The sequence below is a fragment of the Desulfosediminicola ganghwensis genome (assembly GCF_005116675.2).
Classification (GTDB): Bacteria; Desulfobacterota; Desulfobulbia; order Desulfobulbales; family Desulfocapsaceae; genus Desulfopila; species Desulfopila ganghwensis.
In genome coordinates this window covers 781,913-806,743 of sequence record NZ_CP050699.1, presented here as the reverse complement: position 1 = coordinate 806,743, position 24,831 = coordinate 781,913, and the positions used below count along the sequence as shown (strand labels likewise).

Annotated in this window: 30 protein-coding genes, 1 tRNA gene and 1 pseudogene; 16 read left to right on the top strand and 16 right to left on the bottom strand. The window is 46.4% G+C overall.

Annotated elements, in window-relative coordinates; genetic code table 11:
• Positions 1-20 precede the first annotated feature (20 nt).
• Positions 21-299, bottom strand: a complete 279-nt coding sequence (locus FCL45_RS03525) for a hypothetical protein (protein WP_136797622.1) — start codon at positions 297-299, stop codon at positions 21-23.
• 450 nt (positions 300-749) lie between these two features.
• Here FCL45_RS03525 and FCL45_RS03520 point away from each other — a divergent pair, with 450 nt between their 5' ends.
• From FCL45_RS03520 to FCL45_RS25195, 9 genes are all read left to right on the top strand, one after another.
• Positions 750-917 (top strand): hypothetical protein, encoded by a 168-nt coding sequence (locus FCL45_RS03520; protein ID WP_153305552.1) that lies wholly within the window; start codon positions 750-752, stop codon positions 915-917.
• Between the two features lie 79 nt (positions 918-996).
• Entirely contained in the window at positions 997-1,335 is a 339-nt protein-coding gene (gene tnpA / locus FCL45_RS03515; protein ID WP_136800063.1) for an IS66 family insertion sequence element accessory protein TnpA, read from the top strand.
• Entirely contained in the window at positions 1,332-1,679 is a 348-nt protein-coding gene (gene tnpB, locus FCL45_RS03510) for an IS66 family insertion sequence element accessory protein TnpB (protein ID WP_136800062.1), read from the top strand. Before tnpA ends, tnpB begins: the two co-directional genes overlap by 4 nt.
• A 62-nt stretch (positions 1,680-1,741) precedes the next feature.
• Positions 1,742-3,313 (top strand): IS66 family transposase, encoded by a 1,572-nt coding sequence (gene tnpC, locus FCL45_RS03505; protein ID WP_420811227.1) that lies wholly within the window; start codon positions 1,742-1,744, stop codon positions 3,311-3,313.
• A 101-nt stretch (positions 3,314-3,414) separates the two neighbouring features.
• Positions 3,415-4,257 carry an ATP-binding protein gene (locus FCL45_RS03500; protein WP_136796025.1) on the top strand — a complete coding sequence of 281 codons (843 nt, stop codon included), beginning with the start codon at positions 3,415-3,417 and terminating at the stop codon, positions 4,255-4,257.
• A gap of 22 nt (positions 4,258-4,279) precedes the next feature.
• Positions 4,280-4,834, top strand: coding sequence for a helix-turn-helix domain-containing protein (locus FCL45_RS03495; protein ID WP_136796026.1), 555 nt, complete (start codon positions 4,280-4,282; stop codon positions 4,832-4,834).
• A 131-nt stretch (positions 4,835-4,965) separates the two neighbouring features.
• Complete coding sequence (locus FCL45_RS25200; RefSeq protein WP_136796027.1) at positions 4,966-5,235, top strand: multiubiquitin domain-containing protein; 270 nt, start codon at positions 4,966-4,968, stop codon at positions 5,233-5,235.
• The gene (locus FCL45_RS03485) at positions 5,210-6,400 is read left to right on the top strand and encodes a ThiF family adenylyltransferase (protein WP_136796028.1); all 1,191 of its coding nucleotides are present in this window, start codon (positions 5,210-5,212) and stop codon (positions 6,398-6,400) included. Before FCL45_RS25200 ends, FCL45_RS03485 begins: the two co-directional genes overlap by 26 nt.
• A complete protein-coding gene (locus tag FCL45_RS25195; RefSeq protein ID WP_420811222.1) occupies positions 6,400-6,891 on the top strand; it encodes a ubiquitination-like system serine protease family protein in 492 nt (163 codons plus the stop codon). Before FCL45_RS03485 ends, FCL45_RS25195 begins: the two co-directional genes overlap by 1 nt.
• 110 nt (positions 6,892-7,001) lie before the next feature.
• On the opposite strand, the pseudogene FCL45_RS03480 reads toward FCL45_RS25195, so the two are convergent.
• Positions 7,002-8,027: pseudogene (locus FCL45_RS03480) on the bottom strand (IS4 family transposase); the annotation flags it as partial.
• 713 nt (positions 8,028-8,740) lie between these two features.
• Here FCL45_RS03480 and FCL45_RS03475 point away from each other — a divergent pair.
• The 7 genes from FCL45_RS03475 to FCL45_RS03445 all read left to right on the top strand — a co-directional run bounded on the left by FCL45_RS03475 (position 8,741) and on the right by FCL45_RS03445 (position 12,570).
• Positions 8,741-9,319 (top strand): hypothetical protein, encoded by a 579-nt coding sequence (locus FCL45_RS03475; RefSeq protein WP_136796030.1) that lies wholly within the window; start codon positions 8,741-8,743, stop codon positions 9,317-9,319.
• A gap of 127 nt (positions 9,320-9,446) precedes the next feature.
• Entirely contained in the window at positions 9,447-9,755 is a 309-nt protein-coding gene (locus tag FCL45_RS03470; protein WP_136796031.1) for a hypothetical protein, read from the top strand.
• 49 nt (positions 9,756-9,804) lie between these two features.
• Positions 9,805-10,242: a hypothetical protein gene (locus FCL45_RS03465; protein ID WP_136796032.1), complete on the top strand. Its 438-nt coding sequence runs from the start codon at positions 9,805-9,807 to the stop codon at positions 10,240-10,242.
• 231 nt (positions 10,243-10,473) lie between these two features.
• Positions 10,474-10,860, top strand: a complete 387-nt coding sequence (locus FCL45_RS03460; RefSeq protein WP_136796033.1) for a hypothetical protein — start codon at positions 10,474-10,476, stop codon at positions 10,858-10,860.
• Between the two features lie 154 nt (positions 10,861-11,014).
• Positions 11,015-11,482, top strand: a complete 468-nt coding sequence (locus FCL45_RS03455; RefSeq protein WP_136796034.1) for a hypothetical protein — start codon at positions 11,015-11,017, stop codon at positions 11,480-11,482.
• Between the two features lie 109 nt (positions 11,483-11,591).
• The gene (locus FCL45_RS03450) at positions 11,592-12,047 is read left to right on the top strand and encodes a hypothetical protein (RefSeq protein WP_136796035.1); all 456 of its coding nucleotides are present in this window, start codon (positions 11,592-11,594) and stop codon (positions 12,045-12,047) included.
• A 10-nt stretch (positions 12,048-12,057) separates the two neighbouring features.
• On the top strand, positions 12,058-12,570 hold the full coding sequence (locus FCL45_RS03445) for a zinc ribbon domain-containing protein (RefSeq protein WP_136796036.1): 513 nt from the start codon (positions 12,058-12,060) through the stop codon (positions 12,568-12,570).
• A gap of 53 nt (positions 12,571-12,623) precedes the next feature.
• Here the strand turns inward: FCL45_RS03445 and FCL45_RS03440 are convergent, their stop codons facing one another.
• The 14 genes from FCL45_RS03440 to dapF form a co-directional block, all read right to left on the bottom strand.
• Complete coding sequence (locus FCL45_RS03440) at positions 12,624-13,058, bottom strand: hypothetical protein (protein ID WP_136796037.1); 435 nt, start codon at positions 13,056-13,058, stop codon at positions 12,624-12,626.
• Positions 13,059-14,066, bottom strand: coding sequence for an HIT domain-containing protein (locus FCL45_RS03435; RefSeq protein ID WP_217907655.1), 1,008 nt, complete (start codon positions 14,064-14,066; stop codon positions 13,059-13,061).
• A 59-nt stretch (positions 14,067-14,125) separates the two neighbouring features.
• The gene (locus tag FCL45_RS03430) at positions 14,126-14,344 is read right to left on the bottom strand and encodes a hypothetical protein (RefSeq protein WP_136796038.1); all 219 of its coding nucleotides are present in this window, start codon (positions 14,342-14,344) and stop codon (positions 14,126-14,128) included.
• Positions 14,345-14,421: 77 nt separating this feature from the next.
• The gene (locus FCL45_RS03425; RefSeq protein ID WP_136796039.1) at positions 14,422-15,612 is read right to left on the bottom strand and encodes a hypothetical protein; all 1,191 of its coding nucleotides are present in this window, start codon (positions 15,610-15,612) and stop codon (positions 14,422-14,424) included.
• A 249-nt stretch (positions 15,613-15,861) separates the two neighbouring features.
• Positions 15,862-16,998 carry a tyrosine-type recombinase/integrase gene (locus FCL45_RS03420; protein ID WP_136796040.1) on the bottom strand — a complete coding sequence of 379 codons (1,137 nt, stop codon included), beginning with the start codon at positions 16,996-16,998 and terminating at the stop codon, positions 15,862-15,864.
• Between the two features lie 142 nt (positions 16,999-17,140).
• A tRNA-Leu gene (locus FCL45_RS03415) sits at positions 17,141-17,227 on the bottom strand.
• A 106-nt stretch (positions 17,228-17,333) separates the two neighbouring features.
• Complete coding sequence (locus FCL45_RS03410) at positions 17,334-18,950, bottom strand: SulP family inorganic anion transporter (protein ID WP_136796041.1); 1,617 nt, start codon at positions 18,948-18,950, stop codon at positions 17,334-17,336.
• 408 nt (positions 18,951-19,358) lie between these two features.
• On the bottom strand, positions 19,359-19,940 hold the full coding sequence (locus tag FCL45_RS03405; RefSeq protein ID WP_136796042.1) for a transglycosylase SLT domain-containing protein: 582 nt from the start codon (positions 19,938-19,940) through the stop codon (positions 19,359-19,361).
• A 189-nt stretch (positions 19,941-20,129) separates the two neighbouring features.
• A complete protein-coding gene (gene fsa / locus FCL45_RS03400; protein WP_136796043.1) occupies positions 20,130-20,774 on the bottom strand; it encodes a fructose-6-phosphate aldolase in 645 nt (214 codons plus the stop codon).
• Positions 20,774-21,052 carry a YHS domain-containing protein gene (locus FCL45_RS03395; protein WP_136796044.1) on the bottom strand — a complete coding sequence of 93 codons (279 nt, stop codon included), beginning with the start codon at positions 21,050-21,052 and terminating at the stop codon, positions 20,774-20,776. Before FCL45_RS03395 ends, fsa begins: the two co-directional genes overlap by 1 nt.
• Before the next feature lie 349 nt (positions 21,053-21,401).
• On the bottom strand, positions 21,402-21,959 hold the full coding sequence (gene folK / locus FCL45_RS03390; RefSeq protein WP_136796045.1) for a 2-amino-4-hydroxy-6-hydroxymethyldihydropteridine diphosphokinase: 558 nt from the start codon (positions 21,957-21,959) through the stop codon (positions 21,402-21,404).
• Positions 21,960-22,097: 138 nt separating this feature from the next.
• A complete protein-coding gene (gene dapB / locus FCL45_RS03385; RefSeq protein WP_136796046.1) occupies positions 22,098-22,907 on the bottom strand; it encodes a 4-hydroxy-tetrahydrodipicolinate reductase in 810 nt (269 codons plus the stop codon).
• 48 nt (positions 22,908-22,955) lie between these two features.
• On the bottom strand, positions 22,956-23,837 hold the full coding sequence (gene dapA / locus FCL45_RS03380; RefSeq protein WP_136796047.1) for a 4-hydroxy-tetrahydrodipicolinate synthase: 882 nt from the start codon (positions 23,835-23,837) through the stop codon (positions 22,956-22,958).
• Between the two features lie 117 nt (positions 23,838-23,954).
• On the bottom strand, positions 23,955-24,791 hold the full coding sequence (gene dapF, locus FCL45_RS03375) for a diaminopimelate epimerase (protein WP_136796048.1): 837 nt from the start codon (positions 24,789-24,791) through the stop codon (positions 23,955-23,957).
• Positions 24,792-24,831: the final 40 nt, after the last annotated feature.

Below are 24,831 nucleotides of genomic sequence, written 5' to 3'. Positions count from 1 at the left end.
GAGGTTTGTTTTGTCTGCTATCAAATATGCCGTTTATTCTGAGATGATCTGCGAGTCATCATCTGCTGCTTTGGCTGGGGAAATACGATTTTTTGTTGCTTGAATAATTCATCCCAGTTTGATGGCGAATGGGTGTATACCGCAACTGAGTTGAACTCCCGCTTGATCCTTGAACCATCTGCCATTTGGATGATTACACCACCCACTTTTGTGATCTCGTGAACGATACCGTAAGATCGAACAAACTCCCTTGACCTGCTATCGGGGTGGTCAGTGATAACATTGTCTCCTTTTTGCATAATTTACTCCTTTGTCAGTTGTAAAGTTTAAAATATAAGCACGATTCAAAATTATTCAGAATTATTATCTTTTATATCTCATCAACAGGTGACGCTCAGATGTCTTTCGTGGGCCGTTCTACGGCCGGTCAGGCAGTCTGACAGGAGATTGTAGAGGGGTAGCGTAGTAGTATGTCCATAAATGCAGAAAGAGGCAGCTTTCCGCTAGGAGGCTGTCCGAGAATGCCCTTTCCCCCCATATCTTCGTTAAATTCGAAAAATTATCCTCCGGTAAGCGAGGGACGAGACTCCGAGATATTAACTATACAACTATCATGGATGTCCCCTATTTCGCTTTCTCTGAATTTAAATTTATATTGCTGTAGAAAAAATGTATATGTTTATATATACTTACAAGTTTGCTCTAGGACAAAGGTGTTTGCATCAAGTATCTTTTTAGTGCAGGGATAAATGAAGAAAAAGATAAAAAATATTCTTAACGATACACCGGGTATAAAAGCTAAAAAAATAGCAAAAATACTTGATGTGGAACGGAAAAGGGTAAATTCGATCCTGCACCAAAACAAGGATGTCTTTAAGCAAGACGACCAATACTGTTGGTATCTTGTGGAACCGTAAGCGACCAATAAACCCCATCTTTTCAGTCCTATAAATTCATGTTCCAGTATGCCTCACCATAACCAAGGAGGTATACATCGTGAACGGCACAATCTCGAAACTACAGCAGAAGCAGGAATACTGGCAAAAACATATCACTGCTTGGCAATCAAGTAATCTGAGTCAGAAAACCTATTGTCAATCGCACGGCATTGCTCTGGCGACATTTGGCTACTGGAAGCGCAAACTAAAAAACCTGAATGATAGGCAGGTTGCGTTTTACCCACTTACTGTACCAGCAACACTTCCAGATAATCCTGTTACGGCTTCTCCTGCTAGCATCGCAGTACATGTCAATCGATTTAAGCTCGAAATTCAGAGTGACTTCTGCGCCGAACAATTGAAAAAAGCTGTGAAGACCCTGGAGCAGCTAACATGATTCCCACTCCAGCAAATGTCCGAGTCTACATTGCTCTCGGGGTTACCGATATGCGCAAGTCAATAAACGGTTTGTCTCTTCTTGTTGAAGATCAGTTTGACCTCGATCTTTTCTCGGGCAGTCTGTTCGCTTTCTGTAATAGGAAAAGGGATATGGTCAAGATCCTTTACTGGTATCAAAATGGTTTTTGCATCTGGCAAAAACGACTTGAGGCAGATGTCTTTCGTTGGCCGGAATCAGAAGAAGAGGTAATTGAAGTCCATGAAACTGCTTTGCAGTGGCTTTTACATGGGCTTGATGTGCAACAGGCTCACATGCAACTTAGCTACAATTCAGTATCATAATATTTATGGAAATATTGCTTGAACTAGCTGTTATGGCAATGTTTATGTGGTATATTGCACACATGAATTTCGATACAGCAAACCTTCCTGATGACCCGGCAGAACTCAAACGACTTCTCGTTGAAACCCAACGTCGTTACGAGCGGGAAACCGAGCTTTTACGAGAGCAGGTTCGTCTACTCTATGCCAAACTGTTTGGCAAAAAAAGTGAAAAAGGAGGAGCCGAAGCAGGCGTGATGCAACTGCCTCTCTTTGACATGCCTGAACCTGAGGTTGAGCCAGTTGCCGAGGTTGTTGAAGTCCCTGAACATACTCGAGCGAAACGAGGCCGCAAGCCGTTACCGGCTAACCTGCCCAGGGTCGAAATCGTACATGACATTCCCGAAGATGATAAAGTCTGCAATTGTGGGGCGGAGCTGGATCGTATAGGTGAGGATATTTCCGAAAAGTTGGATATCGTCCCAGCTATTATACGGGTTGTGCGTCATATTCGCCCTAAATATGCTTGTAAAGCCTGTGAAGGATTGGAGTCTGAAGGGCCAGTGGTGAAAATTGCACCACCGCCAAAGCAGATTATCAGCAAGGGAATTGCTACCGCGGGCTTACTCGCCCATATACTTACTGCAAAATTCTGTGATGCACTGCCATTTTACCGGCAGGAAAGACAATTTTCCCGGCTGGGAGCTGAAATACCCAGGGCAACCATGGCTAATTGGGCAATGAAAGCTGCCGGTGCCTGCACACCACTTCTTGAACTGCTGTGGCGAGAGATTCATTCCGGTCCGTTAATCAATATCGATGAAACCTCGGTTCAGGTTCTGGCTGAACCGGGGCGGTCACCAACAACTAAATCGTATATGTGGATATGTCGCGGTGGTGATCCACATCATCCCGGCCTGATCTATCATTATGCTCCAAGTCGTTCAGCCAAAATTGCAAGGGAGCTGCTTGCGGGATATCGTGGAGCCGTGCAATCAGATGGTTACGCTGGGTACGACTTTCTTGATACGCAACCGAATATTGCCCACGCTGGCTGTTGGGCTCATGTTCGCCGTAAATTTGTTGATGCACAAAAAGGTCGTGGCAAAACCAAAAAGGCGGGCAGCACCGATGTAGCGCTGAACTATATTCGACAAATTTATGCAATTGAAAAAGAGGCAGCTAAACAAGGTCTTGCAGATGAAGACCTGCTTGCCTTGCGTCGAAAAAAGGCTCGGCCGATTCTGGAAGATTTCTTCCTTTGGCTGAGCAAAAAGTCTAGCCAAGTGACACCGAAGAGTTTGCTTGGATCTGCGGTGAATTATACCCTCAACCAGTGGAAACGCTTATTGGTCTACCTCGATATTCCTGAAATGACGCCGGACAATAATGCCGCTGAGAACGCAATACGCCCATTTGTCGTTGGCAGAAAAAACTGGCTGTTTGCAGGAACACAGGAAGGTGCTAAGGCGAGCGCCGTGATCTATAGCCTGGTTGAAACAGCCAAGGCCAATAATTTGGAACCGTATAACTACCTTCGATATCTATTTGAAAAATTACCGTTTGCAGAATCTCGTTCAGAGCTGTTGAAACTTTTGCCGATGAATTTAAAAGCTGACGATCTACGAATAGCTGGAAATGTGAGTGGGGTTTAATTACCGCTTACGTGGAACCCAATGAGCAGAAGTTAATCTTGGAGGCTGATTGCTGGGTCACGCGAGAATCTTTTGAGAAGAGTTTATCTCAGTCTGGTTGCTTGATTGACAGTAACTGCTCTTCTGTTTTGGTTGTAATTCCTAATGGCTGCAAAATATTATTGATTGTGGCGGCTAGGTTATTAGCGTTGCTAAATCAACTAATTTATATCGGTAAAAAAGTTACAGTTGATTTGACCGAGTGTGCCAGCACGAAATTGTTCCTAAGTCGTGCGGGATTTTTCGATCATCTCGATGATCAAGTACAGGTTGTTCCTGATAGACCTCGGTTTTCAGGTGCCGCGAGGTATAAGGGGAATAGTGATGCTCTTGTAGAGTTCGGTGCGATTGATCCGAATGAAGAGAACAAGGATCTAGTGGTTCAACTGCAACAGCGCTTTGTTCAACAGTCTGATGCTCGGTATGAAATAGCAGCACTTACTGTTTTTGGAGAATTGATTGGGAATGTTTTCGAACATAGCGAATCACCGATTTTTGGTTTTGCCTCGTTGCAGAGGTATGTGGGGCGAAGGAAGCATATTCAGACTGTTGTTTCTGATAGTGGCCTCGGAATAGCGAGAACTTTGAGACCATCGCTGCAAAAGCATCACCCAAAACTCTATAAACGTTATAAAGAAGAGAGTCTTGAATCAGACGTCGGACTTGTTCAAACAGCATTAACTGAAGGTGGTATTAGTAGATTTGGCTCTGGGCGTGGTTTAGGGTTTGAAAGTAGCCGTAAACAAGCTATGAAGTTTGATGCTGAGTTGACTGTACGACAAGAACGATTTTGTCTAAACTTCGAATATAAAGAAGGTGAACTAGTGAGAGTGACGCCTGTACTAGATCTGCCAAGAATACTAGGATCTCATTTTTGTTTTGATTTTTTTGTTGACCCAGAGTGATTAAGCAGGTTAACTTAAGCAGATGGACTCTAAAAAACAAGTACTTATAAAGCTCTTTGACCTTATTGGTTCTGATATCGCTATTGGTAACCAGGAAGGTCGAGAAGTTTATGTTAAACTCATGGCTGAGCTGGACAAGTATCCTGGAGAGAATATTTTCGGTATCTCTCTCGCTGGAGTTCGAGCAACCGATGCGTCGTTTCCAAGAGAAAGTGTTGTCTCTCTAATCAAAGCTAAAAAAGGAGAAATAGGTTTTTTCTTACAGGACTTTGTGTCTACCGACCTCTTAGATAACTGGAATTATGCTGCTATTGCTAAGGGGCAGCCGATTATCGTATTGAGTCAAGGTAGTTATGAAGTGATTGGTCCTGCTTTGAATGCCAGTGCGAAAGACCTTTTGTCGTATATTATGGAAGTTGGCACTACGACGACGTCACAAGTAGCTGAGAAGTTTAATATATCTGCACAAAATGCGAGTAGTAAGCTCAAAAAAATGTTGCTTCAAGGAATTGTGCTTGGAGCTAAAGAGGCAGCTGAATCGGGTGGAATTGAATACGTTTATCGCGCCATCAAATAAATTTGGGGAAATCTGATTAAACTGCTTGCGTTAAGCAGAGTGTTGGTGTAGCTTAAGGACAGATCGCATAAGCGGTCTTTTTTTAAACTGCCTGATTAAACAGGTTAACTTAAGCAGAAAGAGGTGCATTGATGAACGGGAAGAATTCTGGTTCGTGTCATGATCACAACAAAACTTACTCAATCATCGTAAACGGTAGACCGAGAGAGGTCACAGAACATCATCTGACTTACTTGCAAGTTGTTCAGTTGGCGTATCCTAGCGAAACTCCAGCAGAAAGGGTCGTATTTACAGTTACTTATTCTAACCAGCATGGTCGCGACGGCTCCCTGGTCGAAGGTCAAAAAGTTACTATCAAAAATGGGACTATATTCAATGTCAACAAAACTGATCGATCTTAATTCTGATTTGCGGAAACTGGTGGATGAAGGATACGAGGTGGAGGTGAAAGAGTGCTTCTTGATCCTACACTCAGTTCCATATGTTAATTCGAAAAGCGAGATAACCTATGGAGCTCTTGTGACGGATTTGACTCTGAACAATGATCGCACTACACGACCGGGAAATCATCAGGTCTGGTTTGTGGGAGAGCATCCATGTAAGAAGGACGGTTCAATTATTTCGGCCATTCGGCACACTACCGCAACGCAAACATTATGCGATGGTCTCGTCGTTCATCACAGATTTTCATGTAAACCTCCGGTTGGTTATTATGAAGACTATTTTGAGAAGATGACGAGGTATGAAGAGATAATCTCTGCTCAAGCCAGAGCGATTGACGCCACAGTTACGGCACGAACATTTAAACCAGTTCTCGCAAGCGAAGAGGATTCCGTATTCTGTTATCGTGACTCCGCGTCGAGCCGTGTTGGAATAGGGGGTTTGGCTAAAAAGTTAGCTGTGGAAAGGGTTGCTCTCGTTGGATTGGGCGGAAGTGGGTCTTATGTACTTGACCTCGTAGCTAAAACTCACGTCCGAGAAATCCACTTATTTGATGGAGACGATTTTTTACAGCATAATGCTTTTCGTGCCCCTGGAGCTGCTTCAATAAGTTGTTTGAAACGAAAACTACTGAAAGTGGAGTACTTTTCTGAAATGTATAAAGAAATGCGTAGAGGTATTGTTCCGCATCCATACTACATCGATGACGGTAACGTGGACGATCTATCTGATTTTGACTTTGTATTCCTATGCGTCGATAAGCCTGTGGTTCGTAAACTTGTGTCTGATTTTCTTAATGGTTGCAGTATACCTTTTATTGATGTTGGTATGGAGCTTGAGCTGGTCGAGGAACAGCTGTGCATAGTCGGTACCGGGAGGGTCACAATGAGTACACCTGAAAAATCAGCGCATTTTGCAGACCACGTGTCTCTTCATGGAGATGATGCTGACGACCTATATGGGAGTAATATTCAGGTGGCAGATATGAATTCGTTAATTGCAAGTATGGCCGTTGTGAAGTGGAAAAAATACTGTGGCTATTACCAGGATAATTACCAAGAACACCAATCAGCTTATGTGATTAACACGCATCAGCTTACTCGTGATGAAATGTTAGGCGTGTAATGGGAATTCGGCGAAACAGGATAGCACATCGATTTGTTGAAACCGTACCTGAGCAAATCGATGATGGTACTCTTTACATTTCACAACGATATAAAACTGCTGTTCATAAATGCTGTTGTGGTTGTGGAGAAGAAGTCGTTACACCTCTGAATCCGGCTGATTGGTCTCTACAGTTGGCCGGGGGCAAGGTCACACTGTATCCTTCGATTGGAAACTGGAGTTATAAGTGTCGGTCACATTATTGGATTGAGCGGAACCAAGTCATATGGGCAGGTAGCATGAGTCAAAGAAAAGTTGAGCGAAACCGTGCTCGTGATCGATATCGAAGGGAGCTATTTTTTGACGAGGTAAATCGTAGAAAAGTTGACTACGACTTGCCGCCTAAAAAGAGTACTCAGCATGATTGTGCCAATCTGCCAAGCTACGTGAAGAAAGCGTGGAAGGCCGTATATGATTTTACTGCAAAATTTATTTCAAAATTTATTATTTAATCTTTACTAATATTAAAGCGTTTCTCTCACCTGAATTTACCTACGAATACCAATATGAGAGACAAGCAATTGGAATGGAACAATCCGAGACAGACCAGAATGGCGCTAACTTAAGCCCTTTTTTCATACCTGCTCCGATGTTGAATTTCTATCATTTCGCCCCTTGGTTTAGTGAGCAACTGGTAAGGTTTTAATCGTCGCTTGAGACACCTGGGCTCACTTCTACCTGGGCGATGGAAAACTTTGCTGCTTGCAACGGCAATCATTAAATCTGCCAACATCGAACGTTTCTCGCTCTTGCTCAAGTTGGCGGTAGTCAGTCTTGGTGCCCAATTGCGAATTGCCTGCAAACTTCCTTTAAAACTGATAGATCGAAGCTTCACTTTTGCGGATTCAGAAGCCTGAAACATCAGCCGCCGAATACAGTTGTAAGCTATGAAATACATGAGAATTTCTTTACGAACCATCTCTGGTGTCTGACACCTGAGAATGTCAAAACCCATTGTTGTTTTAATATCTCTGAAGAAAAGTCCCACTAACCATCGTCTTAGGTAAAGTTCAGCTATTTCCGATTTTGTGTACCTGGCAGGATCTGTCAGAGTCGTGACAATGTAGAATTCTTTTGCCCTGAAGCCAGGTTGCTTAACTTGTACCTTGATCTGTCGGAGAAACAACTGCTCCGGGAGCTTTTGTAGGGTTTCACGATCATAGGACAATCCTGGGTTATATTTAGGGCGTGGCCAGGCAATAAGCAGATCATCTGGTGCAAACACTTTGATTGAGGTGTGCGAATTGGCAGGTTTTCTGCGAGCAAGTGTGACGACAGAATCAACTCCGCGTTCCTTCAGTTTTGCAATATCATAATAGCTGCAAAACCCTTTATCCCCCATGAAGATATCGCCTTTGGCAAACGTAGCCCATTGTGTACGGAATAAAGGGAGTTCACTGCTCTTCTTATTCCCAACTGCGTAACTCAATAAAGCGCCTGTCTCCAATGAAAAGCAGGCACAGATACGCCCCGACGGGAAACCGCATCCTGGTTTTTGACTTGCTGATTGAGGCCATGCCTCCTGGTTAGCCTCTGTGTCGGGCATTGAAATTCCAGTGCCGTCAACAACCAAAACCCGGCGGCCTTGAAGGGGCGATGAATGCTCTGTTCTCTCTACCCACTCCTTGTAAAAACAAAAAAAGCCGCAATCTCAATTAATTGAGATTGCGGCTTTTCTAATTTGGTGCCGGAGGTCGGAATCGAACCGACACGGGGTCGCCCCCGCTGGATTTTGAGTCCAGTGCGTCTACGAACAACCACCACTCCGGATCATTGTCATTCCAGTTAGTTAACAAGGTTGAGTCTATCAGTTCCAATCTTAGAATAGATTCCTGGTAGATTCTCAGCCAATGCTGAGTTCAGAGCTAAACTCACCTCTGACCTGCACTTCTGTACATACCACAATAGTCCTCTCCTTAAGGTATTTTGAGTTCTTGGTAGAATGAAAGGGGTAGGGGGTCTTCTTCAGGGGCCACCCCTCTTGTCACATATGAACCCCCCTCCCTATCTGGCAGACTCTCCTTGCGCTTCAAATGGCATCTGGCACGATTCGTGCATATGCCTCGAGTTGACATTCCTCACGACCTCTGGTATACAGTTACCCCCTGCTACGAGAGGCCTCTCTAAGCTACCAATCATCTGATACCACTACATAAAGGACAAGCCACTATGACTAGGCCTAAGGGTGAAGTGCGTCCTGCAGAAAGACACAAGCCGCTGATGTAGTGAACCAGCGCCTAAACTCAGTCAGATCGTAGAGGTCGTGTAGATCCAATCTCAGGCTAACAGGAGGAATCGCTATTGTCTTGTGATGAATGCTGTAACTGGAAGTGCGAAGAACTTACTTACCATGAACTCTTGGATGCATGGAATGCATCAATCAGTACCCCTATAACGCCTGGATATCTCCGGAGGTATATAAAGGAGGGGGAGATCAAAGGCGAGTCTATTGAAACCATCAAGATAGGATACAAATACTGCTCGACTGGTATGCTCAAGCGCTTCTACCTGAGGGAACACAAAGGTGACATGAAGGCTGCTTTACCGATGGCCAAGTGCCCTAGCTTTAACAGAGAACGTAATCCTTCAAGTCCTAACAACTTTAGGCACATCCTAGCCACTGAGACACATGGCATCTCAGAGTATAAGGGCGTCAAGTTCACGACAGGCCTCTATGAGAACAACACGTATATGAGGATTCCCCTTTACGGCACTGTGAAACCTAAGATCCAACAGAAGAATGCTGAGTGTTCGATATGTGGACAACGCTCTAGGCGTTCCATCTCTGTTAAGGTAGAGAAGTCGTTCTGCTGTAACCAGCATTATCTCGAGTGGTGGGCGAAGAGATTTAGAGAGGAGTTAGAGAACTTAAAGGTGTAGAGGTGTACCTAGAAACAAGCTACCACTCAGTGGCATTGCAACTCTGTGGGACAAGTGCTATACCAAATAACTTTACGTAAGCATTATGCGCCATTCGCTCGTTATGATTCACAAAAGGAGACATACCATGTCCAGAGCATTAATCATCACCGTTGCCATCACCACTATCGCCCTCAGTTGCTCACTTGCCTCAGCTTGCCAATTTGATACAGACTGTAGCCCAGGAAGCAAGTGCCTCAAAGCAAGCGGGTCACTGTATGGTGTATGCACTGGTGGTATCTCGCCAGGCAACAAGAATGATGATAAGCCAGTATATTCTCCAAGAGATATTAATGGAACCTATGGTGATACCTGTAGCTTCGACACCGATTGTGGCCCTGGTTCTGAGTGTGTAAAGAGTTCTGGAAGTATTGAAGGGGTTTGTCTTAAACGATAACGCTTAACATACTCACGGTACAAGCAGCACAGCTTCTAAGGCTATAAGAATGATCACATACCGACAGAACCAGAGTGAACTGAGTAAAAGAATTGTAGCAGCACTTATGCTCGGATTGACCATCGGGTGCACCAACGCAATTGCAGAGAATCCTTACAAGTACAGATCCACTAAGATACTGCAAGAGATGGCTGAGAGTGAGGCGATAGGGCGAGATGTCATGTTGGCTGGCTCCGCCCTCAGCTGTGGGTACACGGATATAAAGAATCACTACTCAGAAAAGGTTGCAGGGGAGTTGGCTGTCTCACTTGCCGACTACGAGTGGGGTGACGATACGATAACGACAGCACTGGGGGGTATGGCGATAGGCAGCAAGGTACAAAGTACATCTGACAACCTGACGATAATGCTCTTCAGTCAAGGTCTTATGGACAAGGAGGTCGTCTGCCAGAACTTAATCAAGCAGTACACCAAGGCGGTTAACTAAACACAAGAAAGTTCTCTCAGAGAAAAAACTTACCACCAACCCTAGGTTACTAGACGTGCAACCGTCAAACAATCAATGAATCACTTAATCTCTGCCATCGTCGTTACTGCAATCGTGTTCACCAGTTCTTTAACTTTCTCTAGAGATACTGATAGCCTCACTATTCAATCATACATTGATAGGCAGGAGGTTCAACTTAAAGCTTCAGAGTATTTGAACGCACGTAGCTTCATGACAGGTGATCTTGACCAAGACGGTATAGACGACCTAGCCATACTCTATACCCTTGAAGGTATAGGAGGTGGTGGCAACAACTACTCCTCCTTCCTTGCAGTCTTTCTCCGAACAGAAGAAGGACTCAAGTTCTCCTCAGATATCCTCGTGGGTGGCAAGTCATCTCGTTCTCTCTCCTTCAAGTCAATAGAGAATGGAGTGATAACCTTCGATACTCGCTTCAGCACTATAAGAGAGGATGGGACTTGGGACCCCTCTTGCTGCCCATCAGGAGAGGGTGAGGCATTCTATGTGCTTTTCTATGGTGAGTTGCGAGAACTGAATGTGGCAGAGGCGGCTCCCATAGATTGGAAGAAGGTAAGGAAGGTCATGAAGGCTAATTGAGCCTTGTGTCTCTATGGACATCTCTCTCCCCTCGAGGAAACCCCATATATCTGGACAGAGAATGTTTGCTTGGAGTGTTGACTAAAGGGATTGCCTCACCAGGGATATAAATACTAATCAAGAGTGCTGGACTAAGAATTGGAGAATGTTAGATATGACTTACGTTTTAAAGGTTGTTATCGCACTTATAATGATCTCCACTCCTGTGAATGTGTTGAGCAAAGAGGGTAGTGGGCTAGAAACCAATGGGGATATAACAGTCGAGATGTTTTACGGAACATTGGATGATGATTGCAAATCAATCGGTTTGACTCGAGAACTTCTGCAATCAAAGGTAGAACTCCGCTTAAGAAGAAACGGGCTTACACCCGTTACAACTGAAGATGATCCATATTATCTATTTGTTAAAGTGGTAGCAACTAAGACAGCGTTTAGTACAGGTCTTGAGTTCAGGCGAAAAATAACCTACCGGGTCAAGGGGAAGGAATATGTAAAGTACGCTACTGTATGGACGGATAATACAGTAGGTGCCCATGCCAATAGTAAGGAGTATATCATGGGGGGCCTTTACGATAAATTGGATACCTTCTCAGCTAAATACTTAAGCATTAACAAGTTATAGAATGTTTAGAAAATCCCAATGATGCTTCAGGATGTCGAGGATGAGAGTTGATCGTGAATGGTATACATGAACTAACTGTAGAGACACAATCACAGAGGATATCTGGTATATGATATGCAAGATATTAGTGCTCCTTCTACTCTGCCTTCCCTTTATAGCCAACGCAGACAACAAGGTAGAAGAGATGTCATTGGAGAAACAGTATCGAGCGATCCAAGATACTGTTGATGAGATCACCAAGGTTCTCCCTGTAAAGCTGAATGATACAATCACATGGCAAAGCATGTATTTTGTTAAAGATCACCCTGTTCTTGGTGGCATATACTTTGTCTACTCCACAAACATTCCCTATGAGGATATAGACAAGGACCTCACCCCCTCAGTTATGAGGAAGTTTAAGAACCGGAACACTCACACCACCTGTGCCAACGATACATACAAGCAGTTCCTATTCATCGCGAATGTGCCTGTACGGATCGTTTACCAGCACTCTACAGGACAGCTAATAGGTCACCTTATTATAGATAAGAGCGACTGCCTGAAGGCAGGCTACCAGTATCCATAAAGGACAAGCAATGAGCACAGAGTCCCTACTAATCGAATGTACCAAATGCAATCACCCATACTCCAAGAGAGCTGAGAAGTGCCCCAAGTGTGGTGCATCTCAAGAGGCGACTTGTAGTATCTGTCAGAACATGATCCCAAAGGATGCTGAAGTCTGTCCAGAGTGTGGTGACCCTGATCCCTTTGGTGAGATTCAAGTGTCTCTGGAGACACCAGTTAAAGATGGAGATAGACAGCGGAATGCCTCCTCCAATGAGCATCTTGATTCATCCGTTACAGCAGATTCTACAATTGTGGAGGAGGAAGGCGGCCCAGTCCAAAGATGGACCCTCATCATAGGATCAGTCCTTATAATACTGACAATCATCGAAACAATTAAGTACGTATTGATAGAGGCTGGGGCAAGAGGACCAACGGATCCTGTTATATCTGCATTGACAACAATGATGATCGATGGTTTGCCTGTGCTTGTTGCCATCTACATGTACTACAGAACCAAACGTATGTCTGAGAGTGACTCGTAGTCGATACAATCACCCTGGTGAGAGAGGTCATTTGTTATCATTACCACTAAATATTAATGCCTCCTCACAACCCTGTTCGCCTCCTGCAGATCCTCCAGAGTCAATCGACCAGCAAGGATATCCTCATAAAACTCTGGCCTCTCCTCATAGTCCTTGGAGTATGAGGAGAAGTCATCCATTTCGTAAGTAAAAGCCCAGCGAGTCTCGTATCCAAAATACCCAGGATGCATCTTAACAGTCTTGAAGGTACCAATAATGTAGAAGAAGAGCAGTACGGCCTTAATAGCATCTCTATCCCACATCATCTTCTCTTCAAGAATATCTACGATATCTGGTTCTTCCTCTTGAAAGAACGGATAGTTGATCACATTGTCCTCTAAGGTCATGTAGAATATCTTCCCTCTACCCTTTAAGGAACGTGGCATTGAGAGACCATCAAACCACTTCATAAACTGATAATCTAATGGGAAGCGTGGTGGTGGCTGCATCTATAAATCTCCTCTTGTGTCTCTAGAGACACCGGGGTAATCCCCTTTGCCCGGTATGGTGTGTCTTACTCCTCCCCTTGGACTCTCCACATCCCCATCTCTTCTAGGTATCAGATGGATATGGCAGTGGAAAATAGTCTGGCCAGCAGAGGTACCATCATTAATTCCTACATTAAAGCCCGTGATCGTCTCATCTAGTGTCTCTAGAGACACTTTCTGCTTCTTAATGAGATCTGTAATAGCATTCATCTCAGCTTGACCCAAATCGAAGTATGAGGATATGTGTCTCTTTGGGATTATAAGAGTGTGTAAGGGGGTAACTGGATAGCCATCCCTCATTGCATAGCAGAGTCGATTCTCATCAATGATATCCTTTGGTGAGCAGAAGAGACATCCTTCCTCTCTCCTCTTATAGGATTCCCTGATACCTCTGAAGTCCGTATCATCACGATCCCTCTTCATCGCATTACAACTATAGCAAAGGGCCTGATAGTTGGATATATCATCAGGCCCTCCCTTAATGCTAGGAATAATATGGTCTATCTCCAGCGCTTTCTCATCTGCCGAGGTACCACACAATTCACAACGAAACTTCGCTCTCTTGTAGACCTCATATCTGATGGTTCCACTTATGGCTTCACGTCCCCTTCTCCTGTGCTCCCAGACTGAATCCTGCCTCTTCTCTATGAACTGAATGATACGCTCCTGGCAAGCAAGAATGATCTTTTCTACCTCTAAAGGGGAAAGAGAAGAATAGCCATTTATGGAATATATGGGGCCATCCTTCTTCACGATCTGATGTTTCCTGAGTACCTTGCCAACCATCTGATTGGTTATCTTTGTATAGTACTCTATCTGACTCTCATCATGGTTAAGGATTGCCTTAGCTATATCGGCTTGATGACAAGTTCCACGACGCTCCAGAAGCTCCATCAGCATGACAGGTTGATATATATGGGACATCCTCATTTTCTCAGTAATGAATGAATAAATGTCACCGAAGTTCATGCCGTTTCCTTAGGTCCATAATCAATGGTTTTAGCAGTGAGTCTAACCTTACGAGCTCCTCAGTTTAACCACTTCTCTTCTATTAAATCGTTCAAGATAACAGCTACTTCATCACCTGTCACCTCAACAACTTCTCCTGAACTATCGCTGTAATAGACTTTCAGGACCTCCTCATGCTCTAATGCATACCCTTGCATAATGTCACGATCATTAACACCACACTCATAAATCTCACCAGATTCCATCAATATGACGCATTCCATTCTCTGCTCGCTCATCGCACTCTCCTCTTCACTCTGTTCATAAGCCTTTTCTTTTACATGCACTCACAACACCATTCAACCGCCTTGATACATTAAGAAACTACATGGGTGCCAGGCATAACACCATTAACGGTGAAGGCCTCTTTAAGCACCTTTTCCGCCACCTTTCTATAGGACTCTGGCACCCTGACGGAATCATAGATTGGATAGAATGGGATAGTCATTGATAGCATGATCTTCATGAACATTGTCATGCAGCAAGACTCCAGATTCATAAGCCTCCTCCCCTCTCCCACATAGAGATACTCCAGGATATCTGGATTCATCGTCTCTATCTGCTGAAGGATATATGATGCCGATTGCTTAACCTCCCCATGCTTTCCGAGGTTTAACTCTGACTGAATGGCCTTCCGTGCCTCTTCCCTACTCTCACAGTTAACAGCCATCAACACCGCCTTCTTGACTAGGCCTCTAGGTAATTCATCTATTCTGTACACATCACAGGGTACAGGTTGGGACAGATGTTTAGCGTAGAGAAGGAAGGGGATACAGTTACTGACATCTATCTCAACAGTCTTTTCCCCCTGTATTGCTATATGGCGCCTCCTCTCCTTACTCATTGAAATGACCGAGGAGCCTGTGAATCGCCCATCTACAGCGAAGGAACCCTTATATGTGGCATACAACATGTTCTGTGGTTCAACGGTCTTATTGTATGCCTCAAGTGCCTCTTGCCTCTCTACCACATCAGGAGGATAAGAGGAGGGAGTAAAATCCTTAGTCACAATGAGACCATCTCTTTGATATGAGAAGGTTATTTCTGACGGGATAAGATCTAGTAGTGAGGAGGATGGAGCTACCAGAGTGGCCTTCTTCATTCCACCAGATACATTGTATCCCTTATCAATCTCTAGGTATCGATTCCTCTCTAGCATCCCACAGATCTCAGAGACCTTAGATGGGAGGAAAGAAACTGGTAGATTCGTGCCAGTGTATCTACTCTTATGGAGATCTAAGTATATGCAGTCCCTCCTCATGGCCATATTAAGTAGGATTATCTGGAAGGTCTCTCTGTGTCTCATAGAGCCAGGGAGTGGATACAATGTATTGTAAAGATCCTCTATCCAGTCAGTATCAGAGGATGTTATCCATACATTGAACTTACAGTACCTCTCTTCCTCAGTTACCCAATCCTCTTCTACTAGAGGTTCCTCTTTCTTATCATCTGTATTCTCACAACACTGGAATAAACTCTCTAACTCCTCCTGTCCCTCATATGCCATCACCTCTCTCCTTTTTACTAAACAATCTAATAGCTTCTATTATTATAATAACAAGATAGAGCGATTTGTCCCGCTAGGGAGGGGAGGACAGATGGATAAGGACAGGAAGAGATAGTTACTTGAAGAGTTAGAATGGGTCTTGAGAGCAGAACAGATCCTTATCGACCCTCTCAATAGTGTCCCATGCTATCCTCCATGGATAAAGGGATGCAGAGAGGTGACCTTCCACCTGCATCCCCCTCTCTTACCTTAATAGGTTATTCTTTCTAGAGATTCCCTCATCATCAGCAGGTTTTCTCTTGAGTGCCACTGGATGTACTGAGCGGTAATGTCATTGCTCTTGTGGTTCAGGAGTCTCTTGACCATGAGATAATCTATGCCCACTTCTGTGGCTCTTGTAGCGAATGTCCTGCGTAGATCATGGCACCTAAAGGTTAAGCCTGTCAGATCATGCAAACGGCTCAGTGTGGGCCTCACGTCGCTTATACAAGCACCTTTCTTCTGTGTAGAGGGGAAGATGTGTTCTGTACTGTTCTTCGCTTTCTGGAGGACCTCATTGACATGGGAAGACACAGGAACATAATGGTCTCGCCCATTCTTTGGATCTCTTATGAGAAGGCAGGAGATACCCTCAGCATCTACAAGATCGGACCACCTAAGCCTTAAAGCCTCATTCTTCCTCATGCCCGTATAGAGCATAAGGCGGATAGCTTGCGTAACTGGGTGGTTATCTCCCTCTGTTCGTTTCAAGAGATGATGGGCCTCTGAGGCCTTTAGGTAACTTGTTCGTTTCCTTGTGCTCCTATCTACCTTTTTAAGCCTAAGCACATCAACAGGGTTGCTCTCTATCTGTTCATCCCCTATAGCATAGTTCATGAGGGCTGAGAGTATCCTCATGACTTTGGTTGCTTGAGAATAGGTAGGCTTCCCCCCTGCGATACCCTTGTCTCTGATCTTGTAGAAACGCTTCTCAACCATCTCACGGCTTATGGATGAAACAGGTATCTCTAACCAGTCCTGAAGATAGAACCCGATTACCTGCCTGTAATTCTTTCTTGTGTTCTGCTTGAGATCCACAGTCAGAAGGTACCTCTGGAAGAGGTCGTACAAAGGCACCTCTTTCTTCGTTACTTCCCTATGCTTCCCAGTTCTAACTTGTTGGATAAATGTGATGGTTTGGGCTCTAGCATCTTGTAGGCTGATGCCGGGATACTCCCCTATCGTCTTTCTAACTGTCCGTTTCTCGTGGCGGACTTCAGCAATCAGCTTGATAGACCCTGATGGGTTTACCTTAGCTGCAAAGCCCTTCACCTTTGTATCTCTGATGAAGAGCGGTTTAGACTTTGGACGTACGGATTGTAGTGATCTGTTTGTAATGTTGGGCATTTCATTCCTCTCTACTGGTAGATTTCTAGTAGATTCGGAATGACAATGATGAGGATATCTGGGGCCTAAAAGAACGTAGATAGCACTAGGAACAACAAAGGCGATACCACTAGATAACCTAATGATATCGCCTTGTTCACCTTGGTGCCGGAGGTCGGAATCGAACCGACACGGGGTTGCCCCCGCTGGATTTTGAGTCCAGTGCGTCTACCAGTTTCACCACTCCGGCGTAGCAGCATTTTATACCGCATTACCCCGATACGAGTCAAGCATAAACCTCGCTACCATTGAATGCCCGATACCTTCAGAACTGCTGACTCTCTATCTCACATATCTTAGGGTCTGTCGAAGAGGGTTGGGTCTGCCACTACATGGTAGCGTGGGTCATCAACCTCTTCCACAATTATTCTCTCATATTTCGGGTCGATTTTCCTAAGCAGTTTTTTACTATCGTCGCTAAGGTGCTTCAAGGCCACACTCTTGCCCTCTTTCTGGTATCTGCTGACGATGTTGGAGATCGCCTCAACACCTGAATGATCTGAAACTCTTGATTCTATGAAATCAATCTCGATTTTCTCAGGGTCCCCTTTGAAATCAAACTTGGAGGCAAACATTGCAGTCGAACCAAAAAAGAGCGGCCCCCAGATCTCGTAGACCTTGGTGCCATCGGCCTTGGCTCCCTTTCTGGCGCGAATGCGAATTGCACTCTCCCATGAAAACACCAGTGCAGACATTATTACACCGACCAGAACCGCCACAGCCAGATCAAAAATCACCGTTAGCGCAGATACGGTGACCAGCACCAGGGCATCCGATTTAGGGATCTTGTGCATAATTCTAAGGCTACTCCAGGCAAAGGTACCAATCACCACCATGAACATGATACCCGTCAATGCCGCAATGGGTACGATTTCGATATATGCTGAGCCAAAGAGCACGAAAAAGAGCAAACCGAGCGCCGCCACGATGCCGGATAACCTTGCCCGTGCGCCAGAGTTCACATTGATCATCGACTGGCCGATCATTGCGCAGCCGCCCATTCCGCCGAACAGACCGGTAACGATGTTTGCTGCACCCTGAGCCAGACATTCCTTGTTGCTGTTGCCCCGGGTCTCTGTAATCTCATCGATCAGGTTTAAGGTCAAAAGCGACTCTATCAGACCGATCATTGCCAGGATAAAGGCATAGGGCAGGATGAAGGAGAGCGTCTCCCAGTTCCAGGGTAGCTGGGTGAATATCTCGGTTTGAAAGGTAGGTAAACCGCCCTTCAGCCCCTCGCCGCCACCATCACGGATGAAGGAACCAACAGTGGCAACATCGAGCTTTAAGACCAGGGTGATGGCCGTAACCACGAGGATTGCAGTAAGCCCGGCCGGCACCTTTTTCGTTATTTTCGGCAGAAAGAACATGATAGCCATTGTCAGCAGCACCAACGCGGCCATGACAGCTAAATTCGTTCCCTGCAACCAGCTGAGGCCATCGACCCCTGTCGATTTGAACATGCTGAGCTGGGAAAGAAAAATAACAATTGCCAGGCCATTTACAAAGCCCAGCATCACCGGATGCGGTACCAGCCTGATAAACTTACCAAGCTGAAAGTAGCCGGCCAGCGCCTGAATCAGGCCCATGGCAATTACAGTGGCGAAAAGGTATTGCAGCCCCATATTCGCGATAGGCTCCGCCATGGCAAGCCCCCTCTCATTACCCTCTTTCACCAGCGATACCATTACCACCGCCAGTGCTCCGGTAGCGCCCGAAATCATGCCGGGACGACCACCCATGATCGAGGTTACGAGACCGACCATAAATGCCGCATACAGGCCAACCAAGGGGTCGACACCCGCCACAAAGGCAAAGGCCACCGCTTCTGGAACCAGTGCCAGTGCCACTGTGATTCCAGAGGTTATTTCATTCTTTACATCTACCGAACCAGCTTTCAATCCAAACATCATACTTTCTTCCTGTGCATTACAACCAAAAGCGGGCATGCACCTAAACCAGGTGCATGCCCGCTTGCGATTTTTTTACTTCGATTTTTCTTATATAACTTTTAAGGGAGCGGCATCGTAAAGAGTGTGGCGGTAAATAGCAAGGGAAATATCCGTCTTCACCCCTATCATTACGGCCCCAAAAATATCAGAAGATCAGACTTTTGGTTTAATAAGATAAAAGTATGTGTCTTTTAGAAAGTATTTCAATAGGGAAAAATATTTGGGTCAGACCGGCTACGTGAAGTTTGTATTATTTTTCATTCTATTCAGAACACACGATGTCTTGATGTTCTGAATAGCTGCCATGCCTGACAGCTTGTTGTTGACGAAATCCGTAGAGCTACCAGATTCGCCTCTCGGCAATTTTTACTAGCCCCTGCCGCGGGTCTTGTATCCCTTGTAGTGTTTCATGACCCTCGACACATAATTGATGGTCTCAGGGAATTTCGGTATGCCCCCAGCCCTTTTCACTGCACCGGGCCCGGCATTGTATGCCGCAATTGAAAGCCTGAGATCACCATGAAAGGTATCGAGAAGCTGTTTGAGGTAGCGGGTGCCGCCATCGATATTCTGCCGGGGATTGAACGGGTCTGGTACGCCGAGTTGGCGCGCGGTCTCCGGCATAAGCTGCATCAACCCCTGCGCCCCTTTCTTCGAGACGGCCCGGTGATTAAAAGCTGACTCGGTCCGAATGACTGCCTTTATGAGATAGGGATCGACATTATACCGGACGCCAGTGGCCCAGATATCGTCGTCATAGACTACAGTATCGTAAGATTTCTTTTGATTACGTTTTTTGGATTTTACTTCCTGGTAGAAGGGGTTGCACCCCTCTTCGGGAATGATGTTGGTGAAGTAGACGGACCCGTTGCTATCCCGGCAGGCGTATACTTCGGCCTGACAGTCGGCAGAATGCAACAGTAACAGAAAAACAACCGCTACTGCGATCATGGGGCTCCTATTGCCTGAGTCCTGTTCTGCCCGGATTGCTCATCTCTTCTCTTGAGAAAACCAGGGATAGTCCCGCTGCCATCAGCTTGAACTGGTACTTTTTCTGCACCTCAAGAATGGCGGACTAACGGTTCGGGTAGAAAAAAACAGGCGGCATGGAGTACCATGCCGCCCGGGTATCAGTAAAGCTTACTTGGCACGCTTCTCCCAATCGGCCAGGAACTGCTCCATACCCTTATCGGTCAGCGGATGCTTTGCCAGCTGCTCGATAACCTTCAGGGGAATGGTGGCGATGTCAGCACCGATCAGCGCTGAATCTACAACGTGCTGAGGGCTGCGTACGGATGCTACGATGATCTCACTGGTGTAACCGTAGTTGTCGTACATGGTGGCGATGTCGCCAATCAACTCCATGCCCGGTGCACCAATGTCGTCGAGACGGCCCACAAACGGGCTCACAAAGCTCGCTCCGGCCTTAGCGGCAAGCAGGGCCTGCGCACAGGAGAAAACGAGGGTGACGTTGGTTTTAATGCCTTCTGCGGTAAGCTGCTTGACAGCCTTGATGCCTTCGATGATCATCGGCACCTTGATGACGATGTTGTCACCGATCTTGGCGAGCTCTTTTGCCTCAGCGACCATACCGGGAGCATCGAGGCTTACAACCTCGGCACTTACCGGACCGTCTACCACTGAGCAGATCTCTTTGATGATCTCCTCGAAAGGCTTGGACTCTTTGGCGATCAGGGAAGGGTTGGTGGTAACACCATCAACCATACCCATCTCAACGCCTTTCTTGATTTCATCTATGTTGGCTGTATCGATGAAAAATTTCATCAGTCTTCTCCTTGTTGAGCAATAAATGTGTTACAGCACTTTTCACTACAGAAATAGACAGTCGATCCACGATGTTGTAGACGTATTGCCTGCTGTTTCGGAACAAGGCTGTGGCATACCGGATCCTCCATCAGCACATCCTCAACCGGCGTGCCTGATTCAGTCTCCGAATCCTTTGTTGTAGTCTTTTTGTCACGGTCTCCAGTCAGGGTGCTCCGCACCAATCGATACCCGATGTACAGCAGCACGGCCAGCACCAAAATTCGTAGAGGACTCAATCTACCTCTCCTTCGCTGCGCAACCGGGCTTAGCCCCGATGAAAACTTGATCTGCTATGTACCAGATTCAAAAAAATACGCAACAGTCTTAAGTTAAATTCGTTCATTACCTTAATTACTGCCTATCCACTTTACAACTCAACCAGGTATTCCATAAAAACCGAAAACACTTCTTTTTTTCAATATATTACCAAATCTTAAACCTATATTGTCATTTTGCACATGGTGATAACTGATACCCTGAGTATGGAATCAACAATCCCCCAAAACAGAAGCGCTTCCGTTATATATGTCCCAATTACCCATAAAGCTCAAGCTGTTAGAACACATATAATCTGAACATTCACATTTACTGCTCCGGCCAGGTCGAGGGGCTGATCTCCTGCTTATCCTCATTGCCCTCTGCGATCCGTTCCATCAGTCGTGCTGTAAGCTCCGCAACCGTCCTGTTCTGCTTGCAGTCCAGAAACTCCCCGGCTATCTCCGCCATCGGCTCAAGCACAAAACGCCTGTTCTGCAGATGGGGGTGGGGAAGCACCAGCTCCGGTTCATCCATCAGGGTATCACCGTAGTAGAGCAGATCGAGATCTATCTCCCTGTCCTGATAACCAAAAACACCTTCCCGTCGCACGCGGCCCAGGCTATTCTCCACCTCCAGCAACCGTCGCAACAACTGTCTGGGTCCGAGGGTGGTGCGCAGTTCGCCAACCGCGTTGGTGAACCAGTGCTGACTCTTCATATCCACAGGTGCCGATACATAGGGCCTGGAGAGCCGTACGCATTCGATATCCGGATAACTACTTAGCTCCTGCCAGGCTGCCAGCAGGGTCTCCTTGCTGTTGCCCAGGTTTGAACCCATACCGATAAAAACGCGAATTTCTTCCACCGCACTCTTTTTAGCACCCATGGTGCTACTCCACTACTCTGGTTTGCTCATCGTTCTGCAACAATTCATTTACCCTCTGAGATATCTTGAAAATGTACCTTTTCAGTCAATTATCAGAATATCAGGGGTATCCCGGAATTAAGGCCGACTCCTTCTTGCTTAGAGGTCCTGCAGGCCCAGCACATCGAACATGTTGTACATACCGTTCTCTTTACCGACAACCCAGGCCGCCGCTCTTGCAGCGCCTTTGGCAAAATGGTCACGGCTGTGCGCCCTGTGGGTGAGCTCAATACGCTCGCCAGGACCAGCAAAATAGACGGTATGCTCACCGACGATATCCGCAGCCCTGATGGTGGAGATACCAATCTCTTCGGGCTTGCGCTCGCCAATAATGCCATTTCGCTCAAACACTCCTACCTCGGAGAGCTTCCGCTCAACGCCCTCGGCAGCCATCTCACCAAGCTTTAAGGCTGTGCCGCTGGGGGCATCCTTTTTCTTGTTGTGATGGGCCTCGATTATTTCAATATCGTAATCATCGCCCAACAGGGCTGCGGTCTTTTTTACCAGCTTGAATAGCACGTTGACACAGACCGACATGTTCGGCGCCTGCACACATGGAAAGTTCCCGGCAAGTTCAGCCAGTTCTGCAAGGTTTTCATCGGTGAGACCGGTGGTCCCGATGACCATGGCGCGGTTATGTTTGGCAGCGATGCGGGCAAAACTCATGGTGGCGGCATGAAAGGTGAAGTCGATGATGACATCTCCCTGTTCGATTACGGACTCAAGCCCTTCACCGATAATCACCCCGTTGGCTTCTCCAAAAACGAGCTGGCCGGCATCTTTTCCAATATTCGGGCTGCCTTCTGCCTCGAAAGCTCCGGCGTAATTGAGTTGTGGATGCGCCTGCACCATATGGGCGATACGCTGGCCCATTCTGCCCGCCGCGCCGGCTATAATCACATTTATCATTTTCTCTCTCCATGGTGCGGGCTCAGGGAAAGAGCCCGCGCTCGTGGTTTAAATCATTTCAAGTTGCTGCAAAACTGCTGTTAACCTGGTCTGGGTCGGCTCATCCACCGGTGTGATCGGTAACCGCACTTCAGCGCTCGGAATCTTGCCGATCATCTCCAGCCCTTTCTTGGCGGGAGCCGGACTCGGGCAGGAAAACATACACTTCATCAGATCATACAGTTTGTAATGCAGCTCCCGGGAACGCTTGACATCGCCTGCCAAAGCAGCTTCCATCAACTCTGCCATGCCCTTCGGGTAAATATTGGATGCCACCGAAATAACGCCCTTGCCGCCGACATAAACTGTCGGCATGGAGGTGAAGTCATCACCGGAGAGCAGGATAAAGTCTTCAGGACATTTTCTGATAACGTCGCTGATCTGCTCCAGGGAACCACAGGCTTCCTTGATACCGATAATGTTATCGATCTCCGCCAGGCGCGCTACAGTGTCCGGCTCAATATTGACCACGGTGCGGCCTGGGACATTGTAAAGAAACGTCGGGATATCAACAGCCTCACAGACCGTCTTGAAATGCTGGTAGATACCTTCCTGACTTGGCTTGTTATAATAAGGAGCCACGGAAAGGACCGCATCTGCACCACTTTCCTTGGCACTCTCGGTGAACTCGATCGCCTCAAGGGTATTGTTGGCACCGGTACCGGCGATAACCGGAACGCGACCGGCTACAGTTTTCACCGCAATTTCAATAACCCGTTTATGCTCGTCGAACCCGAGAGTTGCCGATTCACCGGTGGTGCCGCAAGGCACGATACCGTGAATACCGTTGGCAATCTGATATTCAATCAGGTCCACAAATGCCTGCTCATCAACTTTACCGTCAGTGAACGGGGTTATTATTGCGGTAATTGCTCCGTGAAATCTTTCCATGACTCCTCCTGGTATTTCGATAAGACTGCAGAGTTGTACAGCCTGGTTAACCGGGTTGCACGCTCCTGCTTGCCTGAACTACTGTTCAATTCAGTCGTATGTTTTTAAACTACTTTTCTACAGCAAAGACTCTGCAGTAAGGTTACCGGTGTATATTCTTCGCGCCGGGCCCTGCAGATACACATTTTTCACTTCTGTGCCCTCTTTGTCAAAGGAGATCAACAGAGTATCACCTCCGGAAGTAAGGACCTCCACTGGCGAAGACATATTCTTTTCGATTGCGGCCATAATGGCAGCGGCGGTGGCACCCGTGCCACAGGCCCGGGTTTCATCCTCCACACCACGCTCATATGTGCGGCACTCTATTCTGTTTTGGCCGAGCACCCGAACGAAGTTTGCGTTTGTTCCTGCCGGTGCGAAAAGATCGTGAAAACGAACGTCCCTGCCCCATTTTTTCACAGGTGCCTGCTCATCTTCGACAAAAAGAACCGCATGGGGCACACCGGTATTCACAAAACTGGCAGAATGATCGGTGCCATCAATGGCGATTTTGAGGTCAAAGCGGTAATCGTAAGGCTCAGTAAGCAATACCCGAACATCTTCAGCTTCGCCAATAATTTCAGCTTCGATGATGCCGGCCAGGGTCTCAAAGCGCATCTTCCGCTCTGCGATACCGTGACTGTAGGCAAAACGGGCAACACAACGCGCGCCGTTGCCGCACATCTCGGCGACTGAGCCATCTGCATTGTAAAACTGCCAGCGAAAATCTGCCTTTGACGAATGTTCTATCAAAAACATTCCATCAGCACCCACCGAGAACATGCGGCGGCAGACCTTTCTGGCAAATTCCGGCTGCTCTTCATGTGCTACGCGACCATCCCTGTTGTCGATGACCACAAAATCATTGCCCGTCCCACTTAATTTTTCAAAGGCTACCGGAAACTGCACCGCCATCGCCATACTCCTTAACTGATTATACTTTACATAAAACAAG

Excerpts from the sequence above, each read along its gene's own strand:
- FCL45_RS03440 (WP_136796037.1), bottom strand. The coding sequence starts at position 13,058 with ATGCAGCCACCACCACGCTTCCCATTAGATTATCAGTTTATGAAGTGG.
- FCL45_RS03455 (WP_136796034.1), top strand. The coding sequence starts at position 11,015 with ATGACTTACGTTTTAAAGGTTGTTATCGCACTTATAATGATCTCCACT.
- tnpC (WP_420811227.1), top strand. The coding sequence starts at position 1,742 with ATGAATTTCGATACAGCAAACCTTCCTGATGACCCGGCAGAACTCAAA.
- FCL45_RS03465 (WP_136796032.1), top strand. The coding sequence starts at position 9,805 with ATGATCACATACCGACAGAACCAGAGTGAACTGAGTAAAAGAATTGTA.
- FCL45_RS25200 (WP_136796027.1), top strand. The coding sequence starts at position 4,966 with ATGAACGGGAAGAATTCTGGTTCGTGTCATGATCACAACAAAACTTAC.
- dapF (WP_136796048.1), bottom strand. The coding sequence starts at position 24,791 with ATGGCGGTGCAGTTTCCGGTAGCCTTTGAAAAATTAAGTGGGACGGGC.
- dapA (WP_136796047.1), bottom strand. The coding sequence starts at position 23,837 with ATGGAAAGATTTCACGGAGCAATTACCGCAATAATAACCCCGTTCACT.
- FCL45_RS03525 (WP_136797622.1), bottom strand. The coding sequence starts at position 299 with ATGCAAAAAGGAGACAATGTTATCACTGACCACCCCGATAGCAGGTCA.
- fsa (WP_136796043.1), bottom strand. The coding sequence starts at position 20,774 with ATGAAATTTTTCATCGATACAGCCAACATAGATGAAATCAAGAAAGGC.
- tnpB (WP_136800062.1), top strand. The coding sequence starts at position 1,332 with ATGATTCCCACTCCAGCAAATGTCCGAGTCTACATTGCTCTCGGGGTT.
- FCL45_RS03425 (WP_136796039.1), bottom strand. The coding sequence starts at position 15,612 with ATGGCATATGAGGGACAGGAGGAGTTAGAGAGTTTATTCCAGTGTTGT.
- FCL45_RS03405 (WP_136796042.1), bottom strand. The coding sequence starts at position 19,940 with ATGATCGCAGTAGCGGTTGTTTTTCTGTTACTGTTGCATTCTGCCGAC.
- FCL45_RS03430 (WP_136796038.1), bottom strand. The coding sequence starts at position 14,344 with ATGAGCGAGCAGAGAATGGAATGCGTCATATTGATGGAATCTGGTGAG.
- FCL45_RS03470 (WP_136796031.1), top strand. The coding sequence starts at position 9,447 with ATGTCCAGAGCATTAATCATCACCGTTGCCATCACCACTATCGCCCTC.
- FCL45_RS03450 (WP_136796035.1), top strand. The coding sequence starts at position 11,592 with ATGATATGCAAGATATTAGTGCTCCTTCTACTCTGCCTTCCCTTTATA.
- dapB (WP_136796046.1), bottom strand. The coding sequence starts at position 22,907 with ATGATAAATGTGATTATAGCCGGCGCGGCGGGCAGAATGGGCCAGCGT.
- FCL45_RS03445 (WP_136796036.1), top strand. The coding sequence starts at position 12,058 with ATGAGCACAGAGTCCCTACTAATCGAATGTACCAAATGCAATCACCCA.
- FCL45_RS25195 (WP_420811222.1), top strand. The coding sequence starts at position 6,400 with ATGGGAATTCGGCGAAACAGGATAGCACATCGATTTGTTGAAACCGTA.
- FCL45_RS03520 (WP_153305552.1), top strand. The coding sequence starts at position 750 with ATGAAGAAAAAGATAAAAAATATTCTTAACGATACACCGGGTATAAAA.
- FCL45_RS03435 (WP_217907655.1), bottom strand. The coding sequence starts at position 14,066 with ATGAACTTCGGTGACATTTATTCATTCATTACTGAGAAAATGAGGATG.
- FCL45_RS03420 (WP_136796040.1), bottom strand. The coding sequence starts at position 16,998 with ATGCCCAACATTACAAACAGATCACTACAATCCGTACGTCCAAAGTCT.
- FCL45_RS03495 (WP_136796026.1), top strand. The coding sequence starts at position 4,280 with ATGGACTCTAAAAAACAAGTACTTATAAAGCTCTTTGACCTTATTGGT.
- FCL45_RS03460 (WP_136796033.1), top strand. The coding sequence starts at position 10,474 with ATGACAGGTGATCTTGACCAAGACGGTATAGACGACCTAGCCATACTC.
- folK (WP_136796045.1), bottom strand. The coding sequence starts at position 21,959 with ATGGGTGCTAAAAAGAGTGCGGTGGAAGAAATTCGCGTTTTTATCGGT.
- FCL45_RS03485 (WP_136796028.1), top strand. The coding sequence starts at position 5,210 with ATGTCAACAAAACTGATCGATCTTAATTCTGATTTGCGGAAACTGGTG.
- FCL45_RS03410 (WP_136796041.1), bottom strand. The coding sequence starts at position 18,950 with ATGATGTTTGGATTGAAAGCTGGTTCGGTAGATGTAAAGAATGAAATA.